The sequence below is a fragment of the Mucilaginibacter pallidiroseus genome, assembly GCF_007846085.1.
GTDB lineage: Bacteria > Bacteroidota > Bacteroidia > Sphingobacteriales > Sphingobacteriaceae > Mucilaginibacter > Mucilaginibacter pallidiroseus.
This window is the reverse complement of the sequence record NZ_VOEJ01000005.1, coordinates 313,407-332,073: the sequence shown is the minus strand read 5'-3', so window position 1 is coordinate 332,073 and position 18,667 is coordinate 313,407. Positions and strand designations below refer to the sequence as shown.

At 42.7% G+C, this 18,667-nt stretch carries 20 protein-coding genes; 12 read left to right on the top strand and 8 right to left on the bottom strand.

The window, feature by feature from the left end; all coding sequences use genetic code 11:
- Window positions 1-90: 90 nt before the first annotated feature.
- Both FPZ43_RS12530 and FPZ43_RS12525 read left to right on the top strand, forming a co-directional pair.
- Window positions 91-1,101, top strand: a complete 1,011-nt coding sequence (locus FPZ43_RS12530) for an aldo/keto reductase (RefSeq protein WP_146382261.1) — start codon at window positions 91-93, stop codon at window positions 1,099-1,101.
- Window positions 1,102-1,169: 68 nt separating this feature from the next.
- On the top strand, window positions 1,170-2,078 hold the full coding sequence (locus tag FPZ43_RS12525; protein WP_146382260.1) for a helix-turn-helix domain-containing protein: 909 nt from the start codon (window positions 1,170-1,172) through the stop codon (window positions 2,076-2,078).
- On the opposite strand, the gene FPZ43_RS12520 is transcribed toward FPZ43_RS12525, so the two are convergent.
- From FPZ43_RS12520 to trpS, 3 genes are all read right to left on the bottom strand, one after another.
- Complete coding sequence (locus FPZ43_RS12520; RefSeq protein ID WP_146382259.1) at window positions 2,075-2,839, bottom strand: hypothetical protein; 765 nt, start codon at window positions 2,837-2,839, stop codon at window positions 2,075-2,077. The genes FPZ43_RS12525 and FPZ43_RS12520 overlap by 4 nt on opposite strands.
- Window positions 2,826-3,440 carry a deoxynucleoside kinase gene (locus FPZ43_RS12515; RefSeq protein WP_146382258.1) on the bottom strand — a complete coding sequence of 205 codons (615 nt, stop codon included), beginning with the start codon at window positions 3,438-3,440 and terminating at the stop codon, window positions 2,826-2,828. Before FPZ43_RS12515 ends, FPZ43_RS12520 begins: the two co-directional genes overlap by 14 nt.
- 118 nt (window positions 3,441-3,558) lie before the next feature.
- Window positions 3,559-4,554 (bottom strand): tryptophan--tRNA ligase, encoded by a 996-nt coding sequence (trpS, locus tag FPZ43_RS12510; RefSeq protein WP_146382257.1) that lies wholly within the window; start codon window positions 4,552-4,554, stop codon window positions 3,559-3,561.
- A gap of 41 nt (window positions 4,555-4,595) precedes the next feature.
- Here trpS and FPZ43_RS12505 point away from each other — a divergent pair, with 41 nt between their 5' ends.
- The 4 genes from FPZ43_RS12505 (at window position 4,596) to FPZ43_RS12490 (ending at window position 7,071) form a co-directional block, all read left to right on the top strand.
- On the top strand, window positions 4,596-5,327 hold the full coding sequence (locus tag FPZ43_RS12505; protein WP_146382256.1) for a lysophospholipid acyltransferase family protein: 732 nt from the start codon (window positions 4,596-4,598) through the stop codon (window positions 5,325-5,327).
- The gene (gatC, locus tag FPZ43_RS12500; protein ID WP_146382255.1) at window positions 5,324-5,614 is read left to right on the top strand and encodes an Asp-tRNA(Asn)/Glu-tRNA(Gln) amidotransferase subunit GatC; all 291 of its coding nucleotides are present in this window, start codon (window positions 5,324-5,326) and stop codon (window positions 5,612-5,614) included. Before FPZ43_RS12505 ends, gatC begins: the two co-directional genes overlap by 4 nt.
- 131 nt (window positions 5,615-5,745) lie before the next feature.
- A complete protein-coding gene (locus tag FPZ43_RS12495; RefSeq protein WP_146382254.1) occupies window positions 5,746-6,504 on the top strand; it encodes an ABC transporter ATP-binding protein in 759 nt (252 codons plus the stop codon).
- Between the two features lie 81 nt (window positions 6,505-6,585).
- Complete coding sequence (locus FPZ43_RS12490; RefSeq protein ID WP_186461831.1) at window positions 6,586-7,071, top strand: hypothetical protein; 486 nt, start codon at window positions 6,586-6,588, stop codon at window positions 7,069-7,071.
- On the opposite strand, the gene FPZ43_RS12485 is transcribed toward FPZ43_RS12490, so the two are convergent.
- Complete coding sequence (locus FPZ43_RS12485) at window positions 7,049-7,666, bottom strand: hypothetical protein (protein ID WP_146382252.1); 618 nt, start codon at window positions 7,664-7,666, stop codon at window positions 7,049-7,051. The genes FPZ43_RS12490 and FPZ43_RS12485 overlap by 23 nt on opposite strands.
- 209 nt (window positions 7,667-7,875) lie before the next feature.
- Window positions 7,876-8,892 (bottom strand): chitinase, encoded by a 1,017-nt coding sequence (locus tag FPZ43_RS12480; protein WP_186461830.1) that lies wholly within the window; start codon window positions 8,890-8,892, stop codon window positions 7,876-7,878.
- A gap of 105 nt (window positions 8,893-8,997) precedes the next feature.
- Here FPZ43_RS12480 and FPZ43_RS12475 point away from each other — a divergent pair, with 105 nt between their 5' ends.
- From FPZ43_RS12475 to FPZ43_RS12460, 4 genes are all read left to right on the top strand, one after another.
- Window positions 8,998-9,546 (top strand): cob(I)yrinic acid a,c-diamide adenosyltransferase, encoded by a 549-nt coding sequence (locus tag FPZ43_RS12475; protein ID WP_146382250.1) that lies wholly within the window; start codon window positions 8,998-9,000, stop codon window positions 9,544-9,546.
- An 83-nt stretch (window positions 9,547-9,629) separates the two neighbouring features.
- Window positions 9,630-9,851, top strand: a complete 222-nt coding sequence (locus FPZ43_RS12470; RefSeq protein WP_002996718.1) for a DUF2795 domain-containing protein — start codon at window positions 9,630-9,632, stop codon at window positions 9,849-9,851.
- Between the two features lie 123 nt (window positions 9,852-9,974).
- The gene (locus tag FPZ43_RS12465; RefSeq protein ID WP_146382249.1) at window positions 9,975-10,121 is read left to right on the top strand and encodes a lmo0937 family membrane protein; all 147 of its coding nucleotides are present in this window, start codon (window positions 9,975-9,977) and stop codon (window positions 10,119-10,121) included.
- Between the two features lie 168 nt (window positions 10,122-10,289).
- Complete coding sequence (locus FPZ43_RS12460) at window positions 10,290-10,436, top strand: lmo0937 family membrane protein (protein ID WP_146382248.1); 147 nt, start codon at window positions 10,290-10,292, stop codon at window positions 10,434-10,436.
- A gap of 33 nt (window positions 10,437-10,469) precedes the next feature.
- Here the strand turns inward: FPZ43_RS12460 and FPZ43_RS12455 are convergent, their stop codons facing one another.
- Both FPZ43_RS12455 and queA read right to left on the bottom strand, forming a co-directional pair.
- Entirely contained in the window at window positions 10,470-11,192 is a 723-nt protein-coding gene (locus tag FPZ43_RS12455) for a 2-C-methyl-D-erythritol 4-phosphate cytidylyltransferase (protein ID WP_146382247.1), read from the bottom strand.
- Between the two features lie 289 nt (window positions 11,193-11,481).
- Entirely contained in the window at window positions 11,482-12,531 is a 1,050-nt protein-coding gene (gene queA, locus FPZ43_RS12450; protein WP_146382246.1) for a tRNA preQ1(34) S-adenosylmethionine ribosyltransferase-isomerase QueA, read from the bottom strand.
- Between the two features lie 184 nt (window positions 12,532-12,715).
- Here queA and FPZ43_RS12445 point away from each other — a divergent pair, with 184 nt between their 5' ends.
- Complete coding sequence (locus FPZ43_RS12445; protein WP_146382245.1) at window positions 12,716-13,963, top strand: ABC transporter permease; 1,248 nt, start codon at window positions 12,716-12,718, stop codon at window positions 13,961-13,963.
- Window positions 13,964-13,968: 5 nt separating this feature from the next.
- On the opposite strand, the gene FPZ43_RS12440 is transcribed toward FPZ43_RS12445, so the two are convergent.
- On the bottom strand, window positions 13,969-17,214 hold the full coding sequence (locus FPZ43_RS12440) for a PAS domain-containing hybrid sensor histidine kinase/response regulator (RefSeq protein ID WP_146382244.1): 3,246 nt from the start codon (window positions 17,212-17,214) through the stop codon (window positions 13,969-13,971).
- A gap of 147 nt (window positions 17,215-17,361) precedes the next feature.
- Here FPZ43_RS12440 and FPZ43_RS12435 point away from each other — a divergent pair, with 147 nt between their 5' ends.
- Window positions 17,362-18,648 carry a citrate synthase gene (locus FPZ43_RS12435; RefSeq protein ID WP_146382243.1) on the top strand — a complete coding sequence of 429 codons (1,287 nt, stop codon included), beginning with the start codon at window positions 17,362-17,364 and terminating at the stop codon, window positions 18,646-18,648.
- Window positions 18,649-18,667 lie beyond the last annotated feature (19 nt).

Genomic DNA, 18,667 nt, shown 5'->3' with positions numbered 1-18,667 from the left:
TATACGGTTTGTATACAAAGTGGTCGGGTTTGTATAATTTTTGGCCAGTGGCAATACCAACCTTTGTATCAACATTTATTTAAACAAACAATGGAAACGATTAAAACAACAAAATTAGGTAGCCAGGGATTGGTAGTGCCGGTACAGGGTTTAGGCTGCATGGGTATGTCCACACTTGCCGGTGCCGATATATACGGTAAAGCCGATGATGCGCAATCTATAGCCACCATACACCGAGCGCTCGAAATAGGTATAAACTTTTTGGACACGGCCGACCTTTATGGCCCAATGCTGAACGAGCGCCTCGTGGCCAAAGCCATAAAAGGGAACCGCAATGCCTATACCATTGCCACAAAATTCGGCTGGGAAATTGACGATAACGAGCAGCTTACCTGGGCAATTAACGGCCGCCCGGAATATGTACACAAGTCAATTGAAAGGTCTTTAAGAAACCTGGGCACTGATCATATTGATCTGTATTACCTGCACCGCGTAGACCCAAACACGCCAATTGAAGATACTGTTGGCGCAATGGCACAACTGGTACAGCAGGGTAAGGTTAGGTACATAGGCTTGTCGGAAGCATCAGCCGCTACCATCAGAAAAGCACACGCCGTACACCCAATAACCGCCGTACAAAGTGAATATTCATTATTTGAGCGTGAGCCTGAAGCAAATGGCGTGCTTGATAGCCTGAATGATTTAGGAATTGGTTTTGTGGCTTATTCGCCGCTGGGCAGGGGATTTATATCCGGCGATATCAAAAACCCCGACGATTTTGCTGACGACGATTTCAGAAGGCAGATACCGCGCTTTCAAGGTGAAAATTTTTATAAAAATATGGACCTGTTGGCCGAGATACAAGAACTGGCTGGCGAAAAGAACGTTACCCCATCGCAATTAGCGCTGGCCTGGGTGCTTGCTAAGGGTGTTGTGGCCATACCTGGCACCAAGCGTACAAAGTATTTGGAAGAAAACGCGGCAGCAACTGCAATACAGCTAAGTGCCGATGAATTGGCTCGCCTTGAGTCGATAGTGCCGGTGGGCGCTACTGCAGGCAACCGTTACAACGATTCGCTGATGAATGGCGTAAACTTGTAAAATCATTATATATTTATGGTGCATGGCAGCTACATTTTACTAGTCTGCCATGCGCATTAAATCAAGCTATGAAAAAAACTACGCAACCCATAATGCTTAATTCCATAACGGATTTTTGCGACCTGTTGGGATATCCGAAACCAAAAAATCCATTATTGATGGTTGTTGAGATAGCTTGTGTGCCAATGCGTACCGATATGCCCTTAAAAATGATTTACAATTTTTACAGCGTATTTATAAAGCGTAATATTAAGTTCCCAATGCGGTATGGCCAGCAGTATTATGATTTTAGCGAGGGGATAATGGGCTTCTCGGAACCGAAGCAGGTTTTTACTATTGATATGGATCAGAACACACCCGCCATTTCGGGCTGGTTCTTGATGTTTCATCCTGATTTGATTCGTAAATATGGATTGGGTAAAAAGATAAACGATTATAATTTTTTCTCGTACAGCGCCAACGAGGCTCTGCATTTATCTGAAGATGAGGAGCGGATGATAGAAAAGATAATGCAGGATATTCGTAACGAATATGAGCAATCCATAGATGCTTTTAGCCAAGACGTGATTGTATCGCACCTGGACCTGTTACTAAACTACTGCAACCGCTTTTACAACCGCCAGTTTATTACCCGCCGTAATGCCGAGGAAGATTTGCTCATAAAATTTAACCAGTACCTGCGCACCTACTTTGAGCAGGATGTAATAGAACAGTTGCCCAATGTAAATGATGTGGCTGCCGAACTGAATGTATCTGCCCATTACCTGAGCGATATGCTGCGCAATGTAACCGGCCAAAGCGCACAGCAGCATATTCATAAACACCTGATAGAAAAAGCGAAAGAACTGTTGCTTACCACTCAACTTACCATAAACGAAACGGCCTACAAGCTTGGTTTTGAATACCCGCAGTATTTTAACAGGTTGTTTAAAAACAAAACGGGTTTAACCCCGGCAGGGTTTAGAGGTAGTAATTAGGGACTGACGAGTTCTCCTTTAATCTGGATGGTTTTAAAAGCTTTCAGTACTTCGTCCTGCTGTTGTTTTGGAAGGTTATAAGCACTCATCTTAAAGTTTAAAGCGGAAGTTTTGCTTTTGATATAAATACCTGTCATGCCTTTGCCGGTGAATTTTGGCCAGACTGTCTTGATGATAAATTTTGACGTGGTGTCAAACCGAAAGTTATGTGACTTAATGTCTTCTGGTATATTGACAGGCACTGAAATGGTACTATCTTGATATGTTAAATCAGCTATGAAGTCCGGGTTATGAAATTTCGCTTTTTCTTTTGTCAACGGACTCCGTATTGTTTCTTTGGTTTCGTAAACGGGATTTGGCGCTATTTTTATATGTTTCCGATTTTTGATCCCGGTTCTTCTCATTTCATCAGTAATAGCTTTTGTGGCATCTTTTTCACTGATATATGTGATCCCTGGCTTGCAGAAATTGCAAGATCTTGAATAGCGCTCGGCTTTAATAAAGTCTTGTTCCGTTTGTATGAGCGAATTTGCATAACCCATCTCACTAAAGTCGAAGTTTAAATTTACAAAAGGCCCAATAATTTCTCCAACAAATGAATCAATTCCCTCAGTGGGCTTGTATGACCAGTTTTTAGGAACGGTGATAGTAAATGATTTTAAATCCAACTCTTTGGTTGGACTAAGCCATAAGCATCCCGATATAAAAAAAATGCAGCCAATGGCTGCAAGTAAAAAATGCTTTATATTAAAACAACCCATTTATTTCACGCTCAATGGCATTTACAATAAAGGCCATATCTTCGGTATTGTTGGCGAAGTCCAGGTTGTCTTTGTCTAAAATTAGCAGCTTACCAAGGTTGTAATTGCTTATCCACTTATCGTACTTCTCGTTAAGTTTCGACAGGTAATCTATCCTGATACCAATCTCATACTCACGGCCGCGGCGTTGAATGTTATTCACCAACGTAGGTACCGAAGCTTTCAGGTAAACCAGCAAATCGGGCGGTTTTATAAACTCAGTAATGTTGTCAAACATGCTTTCGTAGTTCTCATAATCACGGCTGGTCATGAGGCCCATATCATACAGGTTTTCTGCAAAAATGTAAGCATCCTCGTATATGGTACGGTCCTGCAAAATATTGCGGCCGCTTTTTTGGATCTCTACAATCTGGCGATAACGGCTGTTTAGGAAATATATTTGCAGATTAAAGCTCCAGCGTTTCATGTCGCTGTAAAAATCCTCCAGGTAAGGGTTGTTATCAACCGCCTCGAACAAAGGGTCCCAGCCGTAATTTTTGGCCAGCATTTCGGTTAACGTGGTTTTACCGGCGCCAATATTTCCTACAATAGCTATGTGCATGTGTTTATTTTGCGTTTGTTGGTTAACAGATTATAGTTCATGGAAAATATATGCTTACAACACCAACTACTTTGCTAATATAAGCTATGAACCATGAACCATCAACTAAGTGCTATTCTTAAAAGCTCTTAAACCCTATTATTTCTCTTACTTCTTTAATGGTTTTGCGCGCGCTTTCACGAGCCTTATCAGCACCCAACTGGGCTACCTTGCGTAGATAGTCGGCATCATTTGCGATGTCATTGATCCTGTCGCGGATGGGTGCTGTAGCGATGATCATGTCTTCGGCTAACTGCTTTTTAAAGTCGCCGTAACGTATGGCCATTGTATTGTACAGGTTCTCAAAATGTGCGTAAGTATCCGGTGTCGATACCACGTTCATCAGGTCGAACAGATTTTGTATCTCCTGCGGTTTAGTCTGGTTTTCTGTGGTTGGTCCACCATCGGTAACTGCACGCATCACTTTTTTGCGGATAGCCTCGGGCGTATCTGATAAATAAACGGCATTGCCTGCGCCTTCGCTTTTGCCCATTTTACCCTTACCGTCAAGCCCCGGTATTTTTACCAGGTTTTCACCAAATGTAAATGCATAGGGCTCCGGGAAATAGTCGTTTTTGTACAAGCGATTGAAACGGTTGCCAAATGTACGGGCCATTTCAAGGTGCTGTTCCTGGTCCTTACCAACAGGTACCTTAGTAGCTTTATGGATGATGATGTCAGCAGCCATTAAAACGGGGTAGGTTAGCAAACCCGCGTTAACATTATCAGGGTTGGCGCGCACTTTATCTTTAAATGATGTGGCGCGTTCCAGCTCGCCAAGGTAGGCGTTCATATTCAGGTACAAATAAAGTTCGGCCACTTCAGGAACATCGCTTTGTATGTATATGGTAGCTTTTTCCGGGTCGATACCTGCCGCCAGGTATTCTACCAGCACCTGTTTTACATTGCCGTGTAAATCAGCAGGGGTAGGGTGGGTAGTAAGCGAGTGCAGGTCGGCAATAAAAAAATAGCAATTATACTCATGCTGCATCTTTACGAAGTTTTGAATAGCTCCGTAATAGTTTCCTAAATGCAGGTTTCCGGTAGATCGAATGCCGCTAACAACAGTTTCCATATAAAGGCCGAAAGTAAGGAATTTTTATATTTTTGAGGTTGATGAAAATGATATTCAGAAAAGCGCACGTTTACCTTTACGGTGCAAGTGTGGCTGTTTCATACTTCTTTTTATACCCATTTTTCTACTACTTTTCGCGTAAGCCGAGCCGCTACCCTAAAATGACAGCACTTAGGAGAATGTGGGGCTTAGTAAGTTCGTTTTGTGTTGGCATCCGTTATAAAATAGCGTATGAGCAGGCGATAGACTGGAGTAAAACTTACATTGTTTGCCCTAACCATACATCCAACCTGGATATCACTTCCGTTAGTGCGCTGATTAAGAGCGACTACTGCTTTATGGGCAAACAGGAGCTTGCTGATTTTTTTGTAACGTCGCTGTTTTTCAGAACCGTTGATATCCCTGTTGACCGCAGCAGTAAGATCGCTTCTTTTCGCGCCTTTAAAAAAGCTATGGAGCGGGTGCAAAGCGGCATAACCACCATTATATTCCCCGAGGCAGCTATACCCGACGATTACCCGCCCACGCTGCACCAATTTAAGAATGGCCCCTTCAGGATGGCTATAGAATTGAAGGTGCCTATTATACCCGTAACATCATTAGATACCTGGAAAGTTTTGTGGGATGATGGCCTTAAATATGGCTCGAAACCCGGAGTTTGCCGTATATTTGTACATAAGCCTATTGAAACGGCGCATTTAACTATTGATGATGCCGACGCCTTGCGCGACCAGGTGTACAACATCATCAATGATAAATTAGCACAAGCATGATCATCGACGAACAAACAGTAGACAAAGTAGCCCACCTTGCACGCCTCGAACTTTCGGCAGCCGAAAAGCCCGAGATTATAAAGGACATGAACAAGATTTTGGGCTTTATGGATAAGCTTAACGAGGTTGATACCACAGGCGTTGAACCACTTGTTTACATGACCGACGATGAAAACATACTTCGCGAAGATGTGGTAAAACAGGTTATTACCACTGCCGAGGCACTTGAAAACGCACCCGAGCATGACGGCAGCCACTTTTTAGTAGCGAAGGTTATTAATAAGTAGTTTTTAGAATCAAGATTCAGGATAAGAAGAAGCCAAAGTGTCTTGATTCCTGAATCTGATTTCCTGATTCTGAAAAAATCTGTAACATTTATGCCGGCCTCATTGTCAAAGCAGCAAATTACCCGCATTTTATGCTATCATTTGCCAAACAGGAGCCTCTTATAATTATCAATGATATCGGCCGTAAATATGTTATCGGGGCCGAGGTTATCCATGCCATTAAATCGGTATCGTTAACCATAAATAAAGGTGAGTTTGTGGCGCTGATGGGGCCATCCGGTTCTGGTAAGTCAACCCTGATGAATATTCTTGGCTGCCTTGATACTCCCAGCAAAGGCGAATATATCCTGAACGGTATCAACGTAAGCCACATGACGGATAATGAACTGGCCGACGTGCGTAACAGCGAGATAGGCTTCGTTTTCCAGACTTTCAACCTGCTGCCCCGCAATAGTGCGCTTGATAACGTAGCCCTGCCATTGATTTATGCTGGGGTAAGTAAGGAAAAGCGTAACCAGCGCGCGCGCCAGGCATTGGAAAATGTGGGTTTAGGCAACAGAACCGACCACAGACCGAATGAGCTTTCGGGCGGTCAACGCCAGCGTGTAGCCGTTGCCAGGGCGCTCATCAACAACCCTTCTATTATTTTGGCCGATGAGCCTACAGGTAACCTGGATACAAAAACCTCAATAGAAATTATGGGGCTGATGGAGGATATTCATGCCAAAGGCAATACTATTATACTGGTAACGCACGAGGAAGATATTGCTTTGCATGCCCATCGAATTGTGCGTATGCGTGACGGTTTGGTGGAGAACGATTATATCAACGATAATATACAAACCGTTAGCAACCGCATTCCTACCTCAGGCATCAACCTGCAAAAATAGATTGCCCGTTATTATAGTGCTTTCCTATTAATTTCGTAACTTCAATTAAACTAACAATTTATAATTGAGCGAAGGTTAAGTATGTACCGGGAAAGCCAAAAATTCAGTAGCCTTTTAACCTTGCCGGCAGCATTTATAAGTCTGGTTTTTTCGGTATTTGTAGTAATACAAGTGTTGCTGAAGATACAGATTGGCAACCACCCTGCATCAAACACGTTGCTTATATCTATCTGGGCCATTACAGTAGGGATGACTTTCGGCGCCTACAATATGCGCCTCATAACCATGATAGATACACAAAGCATCAACATTACCATGTTCCCGTTATTGAAAAAGGAAATAAGCTTTGCCGATGTAAAAGATATGGAGGTAATTGCTTACGGCTTTGTTGGCTATGGTATAAGGTATGACATTAGTACAGGCATAACTTACTATAACGCTCGTGGTAATATGGGCTTACAATTAACCCTTGATGATGACAGCGTAATAGTTATAGGCACCAATGATCCCGACGGTTTAACGGCCTGGCTAACCAGCCATGGATTTATGCTATCGCGGCAAGCTTAGTAACAAAGTCTGCCAGGTAGCAGGCGTGCTCGGGCAGTATGGGTTTGCGGTTGCCTATAATAAGGGTATGCTCAACAATCTCAATAATAAAATCCTTCTCCTCAATTTCCATGACAGCATTCCTGAATTGCTGTGTTATCGCTTTCTCGGCCTTATGGCGATCATCCGTTAACACATAAAAGCGGTTACTAAACGGCTTGTCGTCTTTAAAGTCAAGTTCAATAGGTAGCACAAGTTCCTTTAATTTGTCGAAAAAAGTTTCGGTACGGATTATAACACGGCCGAAGTTCTGCTTGAGGTAGGCTAGTGCCCAGGGCTGGTATTGGCTGTGATGTTTGAATTGCCCTTTATTTACCGAGTTTGTGCCAAGCTCTAAAAAAAGCATGTAACTATCGCTGCCGCCGTTTTTCAGCGCAAATACATCGCGAGTATTTACGTCGCTGTAGCCCCGCAGCAAATCAAATTGCTCTAACTGGAAATTGATGTGTCCCGGTATTTCTACACGGTGTTGGTCTTTTAATGCTTTGCAGGTAGCGTCAAAGCTTTCAACATGGGCGGTTTCAAGTCCGTCGGTGTCAAACAGAAAATTACTCATCAGGGGGGCGTTTGGTATTGTTACGCTAAGTTAAGTAATATTCTGAATTTGGGTAAATGCCATTCGATGTTTAGGAAGATAGCATACCCGTTTAAGTCCATTGCTGTATAAAAAATGGTCATGCCGAATTTATGTCGGCATCCCACAGAAAGTCATTGCTGACGATGAACGATGAGATGCTGAAATAAGTTCAGCATGAACTGGTTGGGTTAATATTTATAAGGTTCCATCTTTCCGCAGCTGCAGGCACAGTTAGGGTCGCTTACGCCGAGTTTGCTCAGGAAAAACTGGTAGAAGCCAATACGGTCTTTCATGCTGTAATTATCTTCGCCCTTATTACACTCCAGTTCGCCGTTGATAATGTTGATCGTCATGCCAAAGCCGGGAGTACGGCCTTTAGCCTTATCACTCTCTTTGGGCTGCCATTTGCCAATCATCACATCATGTGCCGATGGTTTATGCGTTTCTGGTGTCATCCAAAAATAAATTGCTGTTTTAAATGAAACTACCGGGTCGGTTTCAATAAGGCTGGGCTTATCCAGCAGTATGTGCTTGTTACCAAATATACAGTCGGACGCGTAGCCGTAGTTGCCATTATAGCTTATTTGCATTGGCCCACGGCCATAATATTTCTGACCTTTAACCGGCGGATACTCGTCGCTATCGCTAATATAATTAAGAGAGGTGTTATCCTCATGCAGCAGCATTAAACCGTCGGTATAGCTTTCGTTACGGCCATGGCGTGTTTCATGTGCTATTTGCGCAAAAAATGCAGCCAGCTCACGTTTGTTGGTTTGGGCATCGCCGGCGGTACAAAAGTTTCCATAATCTATCATGTAAACACTATCAGGTTTAACTTTGGCCCAGGCTTCGTTCCAGTCGCCGTCCTGCCGTACAATGGTGGCTTTACCTGTACTTTTGTCGGTACGGGTAAACTGGTAAACAGATTCGGCACGGCGCGCAACGCGCAGCTTAATAAGTGCAAGTTCATCAACGGCTTTAATAAACGCCTGGTAGGTATAAAATTTATCGCGCTCGGGGAAGAGCGTATTAAACTGTTGTTCGCTGATGAATTTACTAAATGATGGGGCAGCTACCGGCGCTTCCTGCTTTTTTTGAGCAGCTACATTTTTACTATTGCCAGCGTTGCCACAGCTAAAACTTAAAAGCGCCAAGGCGCTCACGCTGATTACCGCAAGCTTTGCTGTTGATATAATAGTTTTCATAATATGTAATGGCATATATTTGGAACAAAACATACAGGGCATGTTTAAGTTTCATTAACGCAAATTTGCAGTTTATTTTATAAGCCCGGCTTTTTAATACAAAGCATGAAAATTTATACCAAGACAGGCGATAAAGGCTACACATCATTAATTGGCGGTACCCGCGTACCCAAGCACCATATCCGCATAGAAAGTTACGGCACAGTGGATGAATTGAATAGCTACATTGGGCTAATACGCGATCAGCCATTGAACAACAGCCATAAAAATACTTTGTTAAAAATTCAGGATAGACTATTTACTATTGGTGCTTTGCTGGCCGCCGACCCTGAAAAATCGACCATGCAAATACCTCATTTGGACAATGCGGACATTGAGCTGCTTGAGACAGAGATTGACCGTATGGACGATATTTTGCCACAGCTTAAACATTTTATATTGCCCGGCGGTAATAACACCATATCATACTGCCACGTGGCTCGATGCGTTTGCCGCAGGGCAGAGCGTTTGTGTGTACACCTGGCAGATGAAAGTAAGGTGGACGAAAGGGTAATTATTTATCTAAACCGGCTGAGCGATTACTTGTTTACCCTGGCACGTATGGTTGCGTTTGATGATAAAGTACCTGAAAATCAATGGGTACCGAGAGGTTAAAAAAATTGCAAAAAAATAGTAATAATCAATAAAAAAATATTATACTTTTGCGAAAACGGAAATTTACCAACTAATATAAAAACATGTATTGGACACTTGAACTTGCATCACATTTAGAAGATGCCCCATGGCCGGCAACTAAAGATGAATTAATTGATTACGCTATACGTTCGGGCGCACCGGTTGAAGTTATAGAAAACTTACAGGCCCTTGAAGATGATGGCGAGCCTTATGAAAATATAGAGGAGATTTGGCCGGATTATCCTACCAAAGACGACTTCTTTTTTAACGAAGACGAATACTAATCTTTACAAATATCAAAAGCCCTTTTTATGAGGGCTTTTTTATGTTCTAAAGTTGTTGTGGCGTGATTTTAGCTTTAAAGTTTAAAATTTACTTATTTAAACAGTCACACTAAAAAACACACCATGAGAAATTTACTTTACATCATTGCAGTGATCCTGATAATTGGCTGGGCCTTCGGATTTTTCTATGCAGGATCTACCGGTATTATACATGCCCTATTGGTTATTGCCATCATCGCTTTATTGTTGGGCGTTATAAGAAGGGCTTAACCCCATTTTGGTGTACACCATCGGCCTAAAAGCTGAACATTTTAATTCTCATACATACAAAAAGCCCCTTAAATGGGGCTTTTTTGCTGATAAACGCTTTTGGAATGATTTTAGTATGACAATTTCCGATTTAGGAAAATTTAAACATCAACTTAAAAAAACACTATCATGAGAGGTTTATTGTACATTATCGCAGTTATACTTGTAATTGGCTGGATATTCGGATTTTTTGTTAACCATGCAGGCGGTTTGATCCATATATTGCTTGTAATCGCAATTATAGCATTACTGCTGGGTATCATTCGCAGGGCTTGATATAATATAACCCAAATCAAAAAGGTTCGCAGTTTATAACTGCGGGCCTTTTTTGTTTAACAGCAATTCGGCAATGGCAATATCCTCCGGGAAGGTAATCTTAATGTTGGTATAGTTACCCTCAATCAGGTGAACGGTATGGCCGGCTTGCTCCACAACAGATGCATCGTCGGTAAAGTAATCGCTATAGGGCTGCTCATAAGCTTGTTTCAACAAGCCAGCTTTAAAGGTCTGCGGCGTTTGTACCAAATAAATATCCTCACGGCGCAAGGCTACCGATGTAATGCCTGTCATCTGCCTTATCGAGTCGCGGCTTTTAACGGCTGTGATAGCACTGCCATTGCTTTGTGCGGTTTGGTAGGCATTGTTTATCACTTCAATATCAGTAAGTGGTCTCACGGCGTCGTGCACGGCAATCAAAGCGTCTTCATTCTCTATAATATCAACGGCGTTTTTAACGGAATGGAAGCGGGTTTCTCCGCCGGCTATCAATTGGTGCTCAATATCGAATTGGTGCTTTTCGCAAAGCTCCCACCAATAATCATGATAAGTTGCGTTAAGTACCAGTATTATTTTTGGCTCAAAAGTGCTTTTGTAAAATGCATTGATGGTGTGCATTAACACTGGTTTGCCACATATCTCCAAAAATTGCTTTGGTACGGCCGATTGCATGCGGCTGCCAGATCCGCCTGCAACTATCACAGCGTATGCTTCCTTATATTTAAGATTTGAGGTATGAGATTCAAGATTTGTCATATTCGGCACTCAAAAGTAGTAAAAGTATTTTGTGGCGTAATGCGCTCGCTTATAACGAGTGCGTTTTCGGCGTTGCGATTATATCGCATCGTTGCGTCGCAGACGAAAGACCATATTAAGCACTCGTTACCAACGAGCGCTGGTTTTAATATATAGCATAGTTGCGTCGCAGATGCAAGGGTGGTAGGCACTCGTTATAAAGGAGCGCGACCACAATAAACTGCAAAAAAAATGAGATATGAGTGTTAGCCCATATCTCAAATTTTATATCACATGCCTAAGCTAATGCTTAGATGATAAGCATGGCGTCGCCGTAGCTATAGAAACGATATTTTTCTTTAACGGCCACTTCGTAAGCATTCATTACGTGCTCGTAACCGCCAAATGCAGAAATCATCATTAATAACGTAGACTCTGGTGTATGGAAGTTGGTTATCATTGAGTTGGCGATGCTAAACTCATACGGCGGGAAAATGAACTTGCTGGTCCAGTCGTTAGCTGCTTTCAAAGTTTTATTTGCAGATACGGCCGACTCAATAGTGCGCATTGATGTGGTGCCAACAGCACAAACACGTTTTTTGCGCTCAATACCACGGTTAACAATGTCTGCTTGTTTCTGCTCAATAATAAACTGCTCAGAGTCCATTTTGTGCTTGGTTAAATCCTCCACCTCAACCGGGCGGAAGGTACCTAAACCAACATGCAATGTAACTTCTGCAAACTCAACACCTTTTAATTCAAGGCGCTTCATCAGCTCACGGCTGAAATGTAAGCCTGCAGTAGGGGCGGCCACGGCACCTTCGTGTTTAGCAAAAATGGTTTGGTAACGCTCTTTATCGTCTGCGGTAGCTTTACGTTTAATGTATTTTGGCAGCGGTGTTTCACCAAGGATCTCCACATTACGGCGAAACTCCTCGTCGGTGCCGTCAAACAAGAAACGTATAGTACGTCCACGTGATGTAGTGTTATCTACAACCTCGGCAATAAGCAAATCGTCATCACCAAAGTATAATTTGTTACCTACACGTATTTTACGAGCCGGATCAACCAAAACATCCCAAAGGCGTAACTCTTTGTTCAATTCGCGCAACAAAAAAACCTCGATGGTAGCACCGGTTTTTTCTTTGTTACCGTACATACGTGCCGGGAATACTTTGGTGTTGTTAAGTATCATAACGTCCTGGTCGTCAAAATAATCCAGCACGTCTTTAAATATCTTATGCTCAATTTTGCCCGAGTCGCGGTGTAAAACCATTAGGCGGGACTCGTCACGTTTATCAGATGGCGAATGGGCAATTAAAGATTCAGGTAAGTTGAATTTAAATTGAGATAATTTCATGTTTAAATAACGAATTTTAAGGGCGCAAATGTACGTTTATTTTATTATTTTTTGCCACCTTATTAGAAATGGCTGATTTTAAGTGTTGTACCAAAACATATATTTGGCTGTAACTTAAATGCTTTAACGCAGTCTAACCGATGTTGTTTGCACTTATAAAGCACTTTAAAAATAAAGCCGTTATATGATCGTATTAAAACTTATCAGAGAAAGTTTCCTGTTTGCTTACGATGCATTAAGGCAAAATAAACTCCGCACCATGCTATCCCTGCTGGGCGTAAGCATAGGTATCTTTACTATTATTGCCGTGTATTCGGCTGTTGATACCTTGCGCAACAACTTGCAAAAAAGCGTTAATAAACTGGGTAATAATAGTATTTATGTTGAGAAGTGGCCCTGGGTAAGCGAGGGCGATTTTCCGTGGTGGAAATACATGCAGCGCCCGGTGCCCAAACTACGCGACTATGAACAGTTGCGTCGCCGAAGCCAGACAGCCAAGGCAATTGCCTATGAAATCAGTATTGACAACCGCACCGTTAAATACGGCAGTAACACGGTTGATGGCGCCCAGATTGATGCCGTATCTCACGAGCATGATAAGGTACGAAATTTTGACTTTGCCGATGGGAGGTACTTTACCGATATTGAGTCGCGCACGGGGGCTCCTGTAACCATTATCGGTTTTGATATTGCCGAGAACTTGTTTCCAGGCGGCGATGCAATAGGCAGGCAAATCAAAATTATGGGGCGTAAGCTAACTGTTATAGGCGTGTTTGACAAACAGGGTGAAGACATGCTGGGGATCTCGACAGATAAGCAAATTCTTTTGCCGTTAAACTTTGCTAAAAACGTTATTGACATTCAGAACGAAAAGTATGGTCCGTCAATAGTGGTGCGTGGTTATGATAATTTAAGCGACGATGAGGTTGAGAGTGAGATAAAAGGACTGATGAGGTCAATCCACAGCATTCGCCCTGGTGCCGAAGAGGACTTTTCACTAAACAAGTCCAGCGTAATAACTAACCAGCTCGATAAGTTATTCGGCGTTGTAAACGTGGCAGGGGGTATTATTGGTATATTTTCGGTATTGGTAGGTGGTTTCGGTATTGCTAACATTATGTTCGTGTCTGTTAAAGAACGTACAAACATCATAGGTATACAAAAATCTCTTGGTGCCAAAAACTACTTTATATTGCTTCAATTTTTGCTCGAATCTGTAGCGCTTTGCATTATGGGCGGGCTTATCGGCTTGCTTATGGTTTACTTAGGCACATTTGCAGTGCAAGCCGCCGCCGGGGTACAGATAGAACTGTTTGCCAAAAACGTGATAAACGGTATGAGCATATCTGTAATAATTGGAATCATATCAGGTATTATACCTGCCTACTTCGCCTCCAAGCTTGACCCGGTAGAAGCTATCCGCACAAATTAGTTGTTTTATTGAGCCGTTGGTGCTTCCGTATTGAGGCGGTGTTTGGATATCTTTCCAAACAGCGTATCGGGCACAAATGGCTTGGTAAGGTAATCGCACATGCCAGCTTCGTAGGCTTTGGCGTGGGTTTCGGGCATGGCATCAGCAGTAAAAGCAATTATGGGCAGGGCAGGATAGCGCTGTTTTATAATTGTGGTTGCCTCAAAGCCATCCATTACAGGCATCTGCAAATCCATAATAATCATGTCGTAATTATTTGCCAACGCCATGTCAACGGCAATTTGCCCGTTAATGGCTTCATCAACCTGTGCATCCCACTTACGTAGAAATTTTGAGGCGATCATCAGGTTCATTTTGTTATCATCAACCACCAAAATATTCATGCCTGATAGGTTTGGCGGCAGAATATCTGCTACAATCGTGTTGTTTATTGGCGTAGCAGACGCAGCCACCTTAAATACTATAGCAAAGGTAAATTCGGTACCCTTGCCCAACTCGCTTGTTACATCTATGGTGCTATGATAAAGCTCAACCAAGCGCTTGGTAATGGCCAGCCCCAGCCCCGTACCGCCGTAGTTGTGGTTAATTACCTGGTCTTCCTGTATAAAGGGGTCAAAAATTATTTCAAGGCTCTCCGCCGATATACCAATGCCTGTATCAGCAACTTTAAAGGCAATTTGTACTTCTTCACTGTTTAGTTGCTTACACTTCATGGCAATAGTAACCTTGCCCGCCTCGGTAAACTTGATCGCATTGTTAACCAGATTTATAAGTATTTGCCCCAGTCGCAGGCTGTCGCCCATCAGCATATCGGGCATAGCATCATCACCTATCAGCTCAAGTTCAAGGTTTTTCTCCACAGCCTTCGCATAAAACGATTGCTTAATATTTTGCGCGAGCTGATGCAGATTAAACGGCGCATGACTCAACTGCAGCTTGCCGGCCTCCATCTTGTTGTAGTCAAGTATGTCGTTGATGATATTAAGCAAGTTCTCGCCGCTAAACTTAAGCGTGTTGAGGTACTCAAGCTGCTCTGGTTTAGGGTTCTCGGATAGTAGCAGGTTGGTAGTGCCAATAACCGCATTCATTGGCGTGCGGATCTCATGACTCATAATAGAGAGGAACTCCGATTTAAAGTGCGAAGAACGCTCGGCCTGTTCCTTGGCTGATATCAATTCCTGCCGTGCTTTTTGCTCAAGTGTTATATCCTCGCCAATGCTGGTAGTTTCTTTGACGTTGCCATACTCGTCAAAGCTTACGGTGTTTTGCCAGCTAATAATGCGTTCCTCGCCATTTTTACAAATAACAGGGTTTACGTAGTGCGCCTTAATGATATTGTTTTTAAACCAGCCGTTAATAACTTCGCTTAAATCTTTAGGCACGAAATTATTCATCCAGTTCATGCCAAGCAGTTCGGTAGGTGTGTAGCCAAGCAGATTGGCTAAATATTTATTGCAAAATATAATATTGCCTTTAGCATCAAGCGATACGGCAGCAAGTTTAATAGTTTCGAGCACCAGGCGGTATTTGTTCTCGGTACGGCGATAGTCAATCTCCGCTTGTTTGCGTTGCGTTATATCCTGTAATGTACCAATTACTTTGCGCAAGCTACCATCTTCGCGGTACATGAGCTTACCCGCAATTACACTGATGTACTTGAGGTTGCCTTTGGGCGTGATGATCCTGAATTCGTACGATATGCCATCATTATCAGGCGAGCTGAACATGTATGACACTATATATTTATCATCCGGATGTACGTATTTAAGTAGTACTCTGCCAAGTAATGATGATGGCAGCGGCTGCGTTTTAATCTCGAATATCGAATTGATCTCATCGCTCCATGATAAAACCATCGCTTTAGTGTCCCACTTCCAGTTGCCAATTTTGGCAATGGCTTGGGCTTCCATCAATTCCTTTTGGCTTAGCTTTACAGCCTTTTCGCTTAGTTTAGTTTCGGTGATATCCTGTATAATGCCAACCACATGTTTTAAACTGCCATCGGCATTTTTAAAAATATCTCCCCTTAGTATACGTATATATTTAACGTTGCCCTTTGGCGTCACCAGTTTATGGTCGATACTCGTTTTGGTATCGGCATTGATGTCTGCAAACCAGGCTACAACCCTGTCTTTGTCATCAGGATGCACAAGGCTTGTATAGTATTCAAACTTTTTAAGCCCGGCCGATATGCTGTCAATTTCAAGCGTCTTGTATAAGTTGTCCGACCAATAATTTTCGCCTGTTTCACTATTATACCACCAGTTACCGGTTTTGGCAATTGCCTGGGCTTGCTGCAGCAAACTTTCGCTTTGTGTAAGTGCTTGCTGCTGCTTTTTTTGGGCGGTTATATCTGCCACCGATATCGCTATTCGGTTACTGTATGTTCCGTTCACATCAATGATGGGGGAAGCCTTTGCCACATACCAGCCTGGTTGGCCATACTTTGACTCGAACTCTACACTATGGGTTTGCTTGTGGTCTAAAACGTAGTTATAAGCCTCAAGCAAGGGCTTTGAGCGCTCGGGTCCGATAGCCTCTAAAAGCGTTTTGTTTAAGAAAATTTCGGCTTTTAGGTACTCGGGCGTTTGGGGAGCGAGCCAAACGTTTATGCAGATATGTTTTTCATCAAACTCAAGTATAGTGTCATTAGCCGAGCTGATGAGCGCATGCATACGTTGCTGGCTTTCGCGAAACGACTCGTTAAGGTAAAGTACCTTATTAATGGCCTTCTTAAACTGAAGCTGGTAACTGCGCGTTACCATGAATGATACATAGGCTATCAGCGTGAAAACTATAAAAAGTATAACTAATGCAGGCGTAGATATGAACAGGCGGGGCGCAATAAGGCACGCCGTAAACACAGATGCCGTATTAACAGCTGTAATGGTAACAAACTCCCAGCCTTTTTTACAAAAAAGTGTTAGCGCAATAAATATGGTGATGGCACTAAAAAGGTAAACATGCTTAAAGCCGTTAACCCCCAGTAGCAGGCAATTATTTATATCGATGTAAACAACAATGGTTACATAGGTAGCGGCTTTGTATAGTGTTTTGCGGTTGCTAAAGGACAGTGCCAGGCTTATTGCGCAGCAGAAGGCTTGTATGCTACGTAGCCACCATGGGTCGTATGAATTATCAAAGCAAAGATAATGTAACGATGGCGCAGCAACCAGAAGGCCGGTTAATAGTAGCCTGTATATGGTATTGTCGTTATCAAGCAACAACAGCGCCCTATCCTTAAATGACATATACCACGAAGAATTTTAAAAGTTTGATCAAACAATAAGGGCTTAAAAGCGATATTCTTGTTAATAATAATATTACAAACAGTAAATATATCTTAAAGGCTATTAATACGCAGATTTAATTACATTTGTTGCAAATCTATTTTTTCTATGTCTGAAACCGCACAATTAAAAATTGGAGATAAAACATTCGAACTTCCTGTAATTGAGGGCACTGAGGGCGAGAAGGCACTTGATATTTCAAAACTTCGCGACCAAACCGGCTACGTTACACTTGATATTGGCTACAAAAATACAGGCGCCACAAAAAGTGCTATAACTTTTTTAGATGGTGAGGTAGGGGTGTTAAAATATCGTGGTTACCCTATTGAACAACTTGCAGAGCAATCAACTTTTATTGAGGTTGCTTACCTTTTAATATACGGCGAACTGCCAACCGCCGATCAGCTTAAAAACTTTGAGCGCGAAATAAGCCTGCATACCCTTGTGCACGAGGATATGAAGAAGTTTTTTGATGGTTTCCCATCAGGCTCGCACCCAATGGGGCAGCTATCGGCCTTGATTGGTGCACTGGCAGCTTTTAACCCGGCTTCGCTTAAGCAGGGTTCAAGCGCCGAAGAGATCAACATGGAGATCATTAAATTGATTGCCAAGATGAGCACCATCGTTTCATGGATTTACAAAAAATCACTTGGCCATCCGTTTATCTATCCTAAAAATAAGTTTGATTACGTAACCAATTTCATGCATATGACTTTTGGGCAACGTACTGAAGACGTAGAGATAGACCCTGTTGTGGTTAGTGCCATGAACAAGTTACTGATATTGCATGCCGATCATGAGCAAAACTGCTCAACATCTACCGTGCGTATTGTGGGTTCGTCTGATGCTAACTTATATGCTTCTATATCGGCAGGTATTTCGGCACTTTGGGGTCCGCTTCACGGTGGAGCCAACCAGGCGGTGGTAGAGATGCTTCAAAAAATTAAAGAAGACGGCGGTGATGTTGATAAGTGGGTTGCTAAAGCAAAAGACAAGAACGATTCGTTCCGACTGATGGGTTTTGGCCACCGTGTTTACAAAAACTTTGATCCGCGTGCTAAGATCATCAAAAAAGCATGCGACGATATACTTGAAAAATTAGGCGTACAAGACGAAACTTTAGAGATTGCCAAGAAATTGGAAGAAGTTGCCCTGAACGATCCATACTTTGTTGAGCGTAAGCTTTACCCTAACGTTGACTTTTACTCAGGTATCATCTATACGGCTTTAGGTTTCCCTACCGAAATGTTTACAGTGCTGTTTGCACTGGGCCGTTTACCGGGATGGATTGCGCAATGGAAGGAGATGAAAACCAACAAGGAGCCTATCGGCCGTCCTCGCCAGATTTATGTTGGCGCAGTTGACAGGGATTACACTGATATCGCTTCAAGATAATATTCAAATCGCCGGTTTT

Coding starts and splice junctions, on each gene's coding strand:
- gatC (WP_146382255.1), top strand. CDS start 5,324: ATGATCATCGACGAACAAACAGTAGACAAAGTAGCCCACCTTGCACGC.
- FPZ43_RS12455 (WP_146382247.1), bottom strand. CDS start 11,192: ATGACAAATCTTGAATCTCATACCTCAAATCTTAAATATAAGGAAGCA.
- FPZ43_RS12480 (WP_186461830.1), bottom strand. CDS start 8,892: ATGAAAACTATTATATCAACAGCAAAGCTTGCGGTAATCAGCGTGAGC.
- FPZ43_RS12525 (WP_146382260.1), top strand. CDS start 1,170: ATGAAAAAAACTACGCAACCCATAATGCTTAATTCCATAACGGATTTT.
- FPZ43_RS12495 (WP_146382254.1), top strand. CDS start 5,746: ATGCTATCATTTGCCAAACAGGAGCCTCTTATAATTATCAATGATATC.
- FPZ43_RS12490 (WP_186461831.1), top strand. CDS start 6,586: ATGTACCGGGAAAGCCAAAAATTCAGTAGCCTTTTAACCTTGCCGGCA.
- FPZ43_RS12440 (WP_146382244.1), bottom strand. CDS start 17,214: ATGTCATTTAAGGATAGGGCGCTGTTGTTGCTTGATAACGACAATACC.
- FPZ43_RS12435 (WP_146382243.1), top strand. CDS start 17,362: ATGTCTGAAACCGCACAATTAAAAATTGGAGATAAAACATTCGAACTT.
- FPZ43_RS12505 (WP_146382256.1), top strand. CDS start 4,596: ATGAAAATGATATTCAGAAAAGCGCACGTTTACCTTTACGGTGCAAGT.
- FPZ43_RS12515 (WP_146382258.1), bottom strand. CDS start 3,440: ATGCACATAGCTATTGTAGGAAATATTGGCGCCGGTAAAACCACGTTA.
- queA (WP_146382246.1), bottom strand. CDS start 12,531: ATGAAATTATCTCAATTTAAATTCAACTTACCTGAATCTTTAATTGCC.
- FPZ43_RS12530 (WP_146382261.1), top strand. CDS start 91: ATGGAAACGATTAAAACAACAAAATTAGGTAGCCAGGGATTGGTAGTG.
- FPZ43_RS12485 (WP_146382252.1), bottom strand. CDS start 7,666: ATGAGTAATTTTCTGTTTGACACCGACGGACTTGAAACCGCCCATGTT.
- FPZ43_RS12475 (WP_146382250.1), top strand. CDS start 8,998: ATGAAAATTTATACCAAGACAGGCGATAAAGGCTACACATCATTAATT.
- trpS (WP_146382257.1), bottom strand. CDS start 4,554: ATGGAAACTGTTGTTAGCGGCATTCGATCTACCGGAAACCTGCATTTA.
- FPZ43_RS12445 (WP_146382245.1), top strand. CDS start 12,716: ATGATCGTATTAAAACTTATCAGAGAAAGTTTCCTGTTTGCTTACGAT.
- FPZ43_RS12470 (WP_002996718.1), top strand. CDS start 9,630: ATGTATTGGACACTTGAACTTGCATCACATTTAGAAGATGCCCCATGG.
- FPZ43_RS12520 (WP_146382259.1), bottom strand. CDS start 2,839: ATGGGTTGTTTTAATATAAAGCATTTTTTACTTGCAGCCATTGGCTGC.
- FPZ43_RS12465 (WP_146382249.1), top strand. CDS start 9,975: ATGAGAAATTTACTTTACATCATTGCAGTGATCCTGATAATTGGCTGG.
- FPZ43_RS12460 (WP_146382248.1), top strand. CDS start 10,290: ATGAGAGGTTTATTGTACATTATCGCAGTTATACTTGTAATTGGCTGG.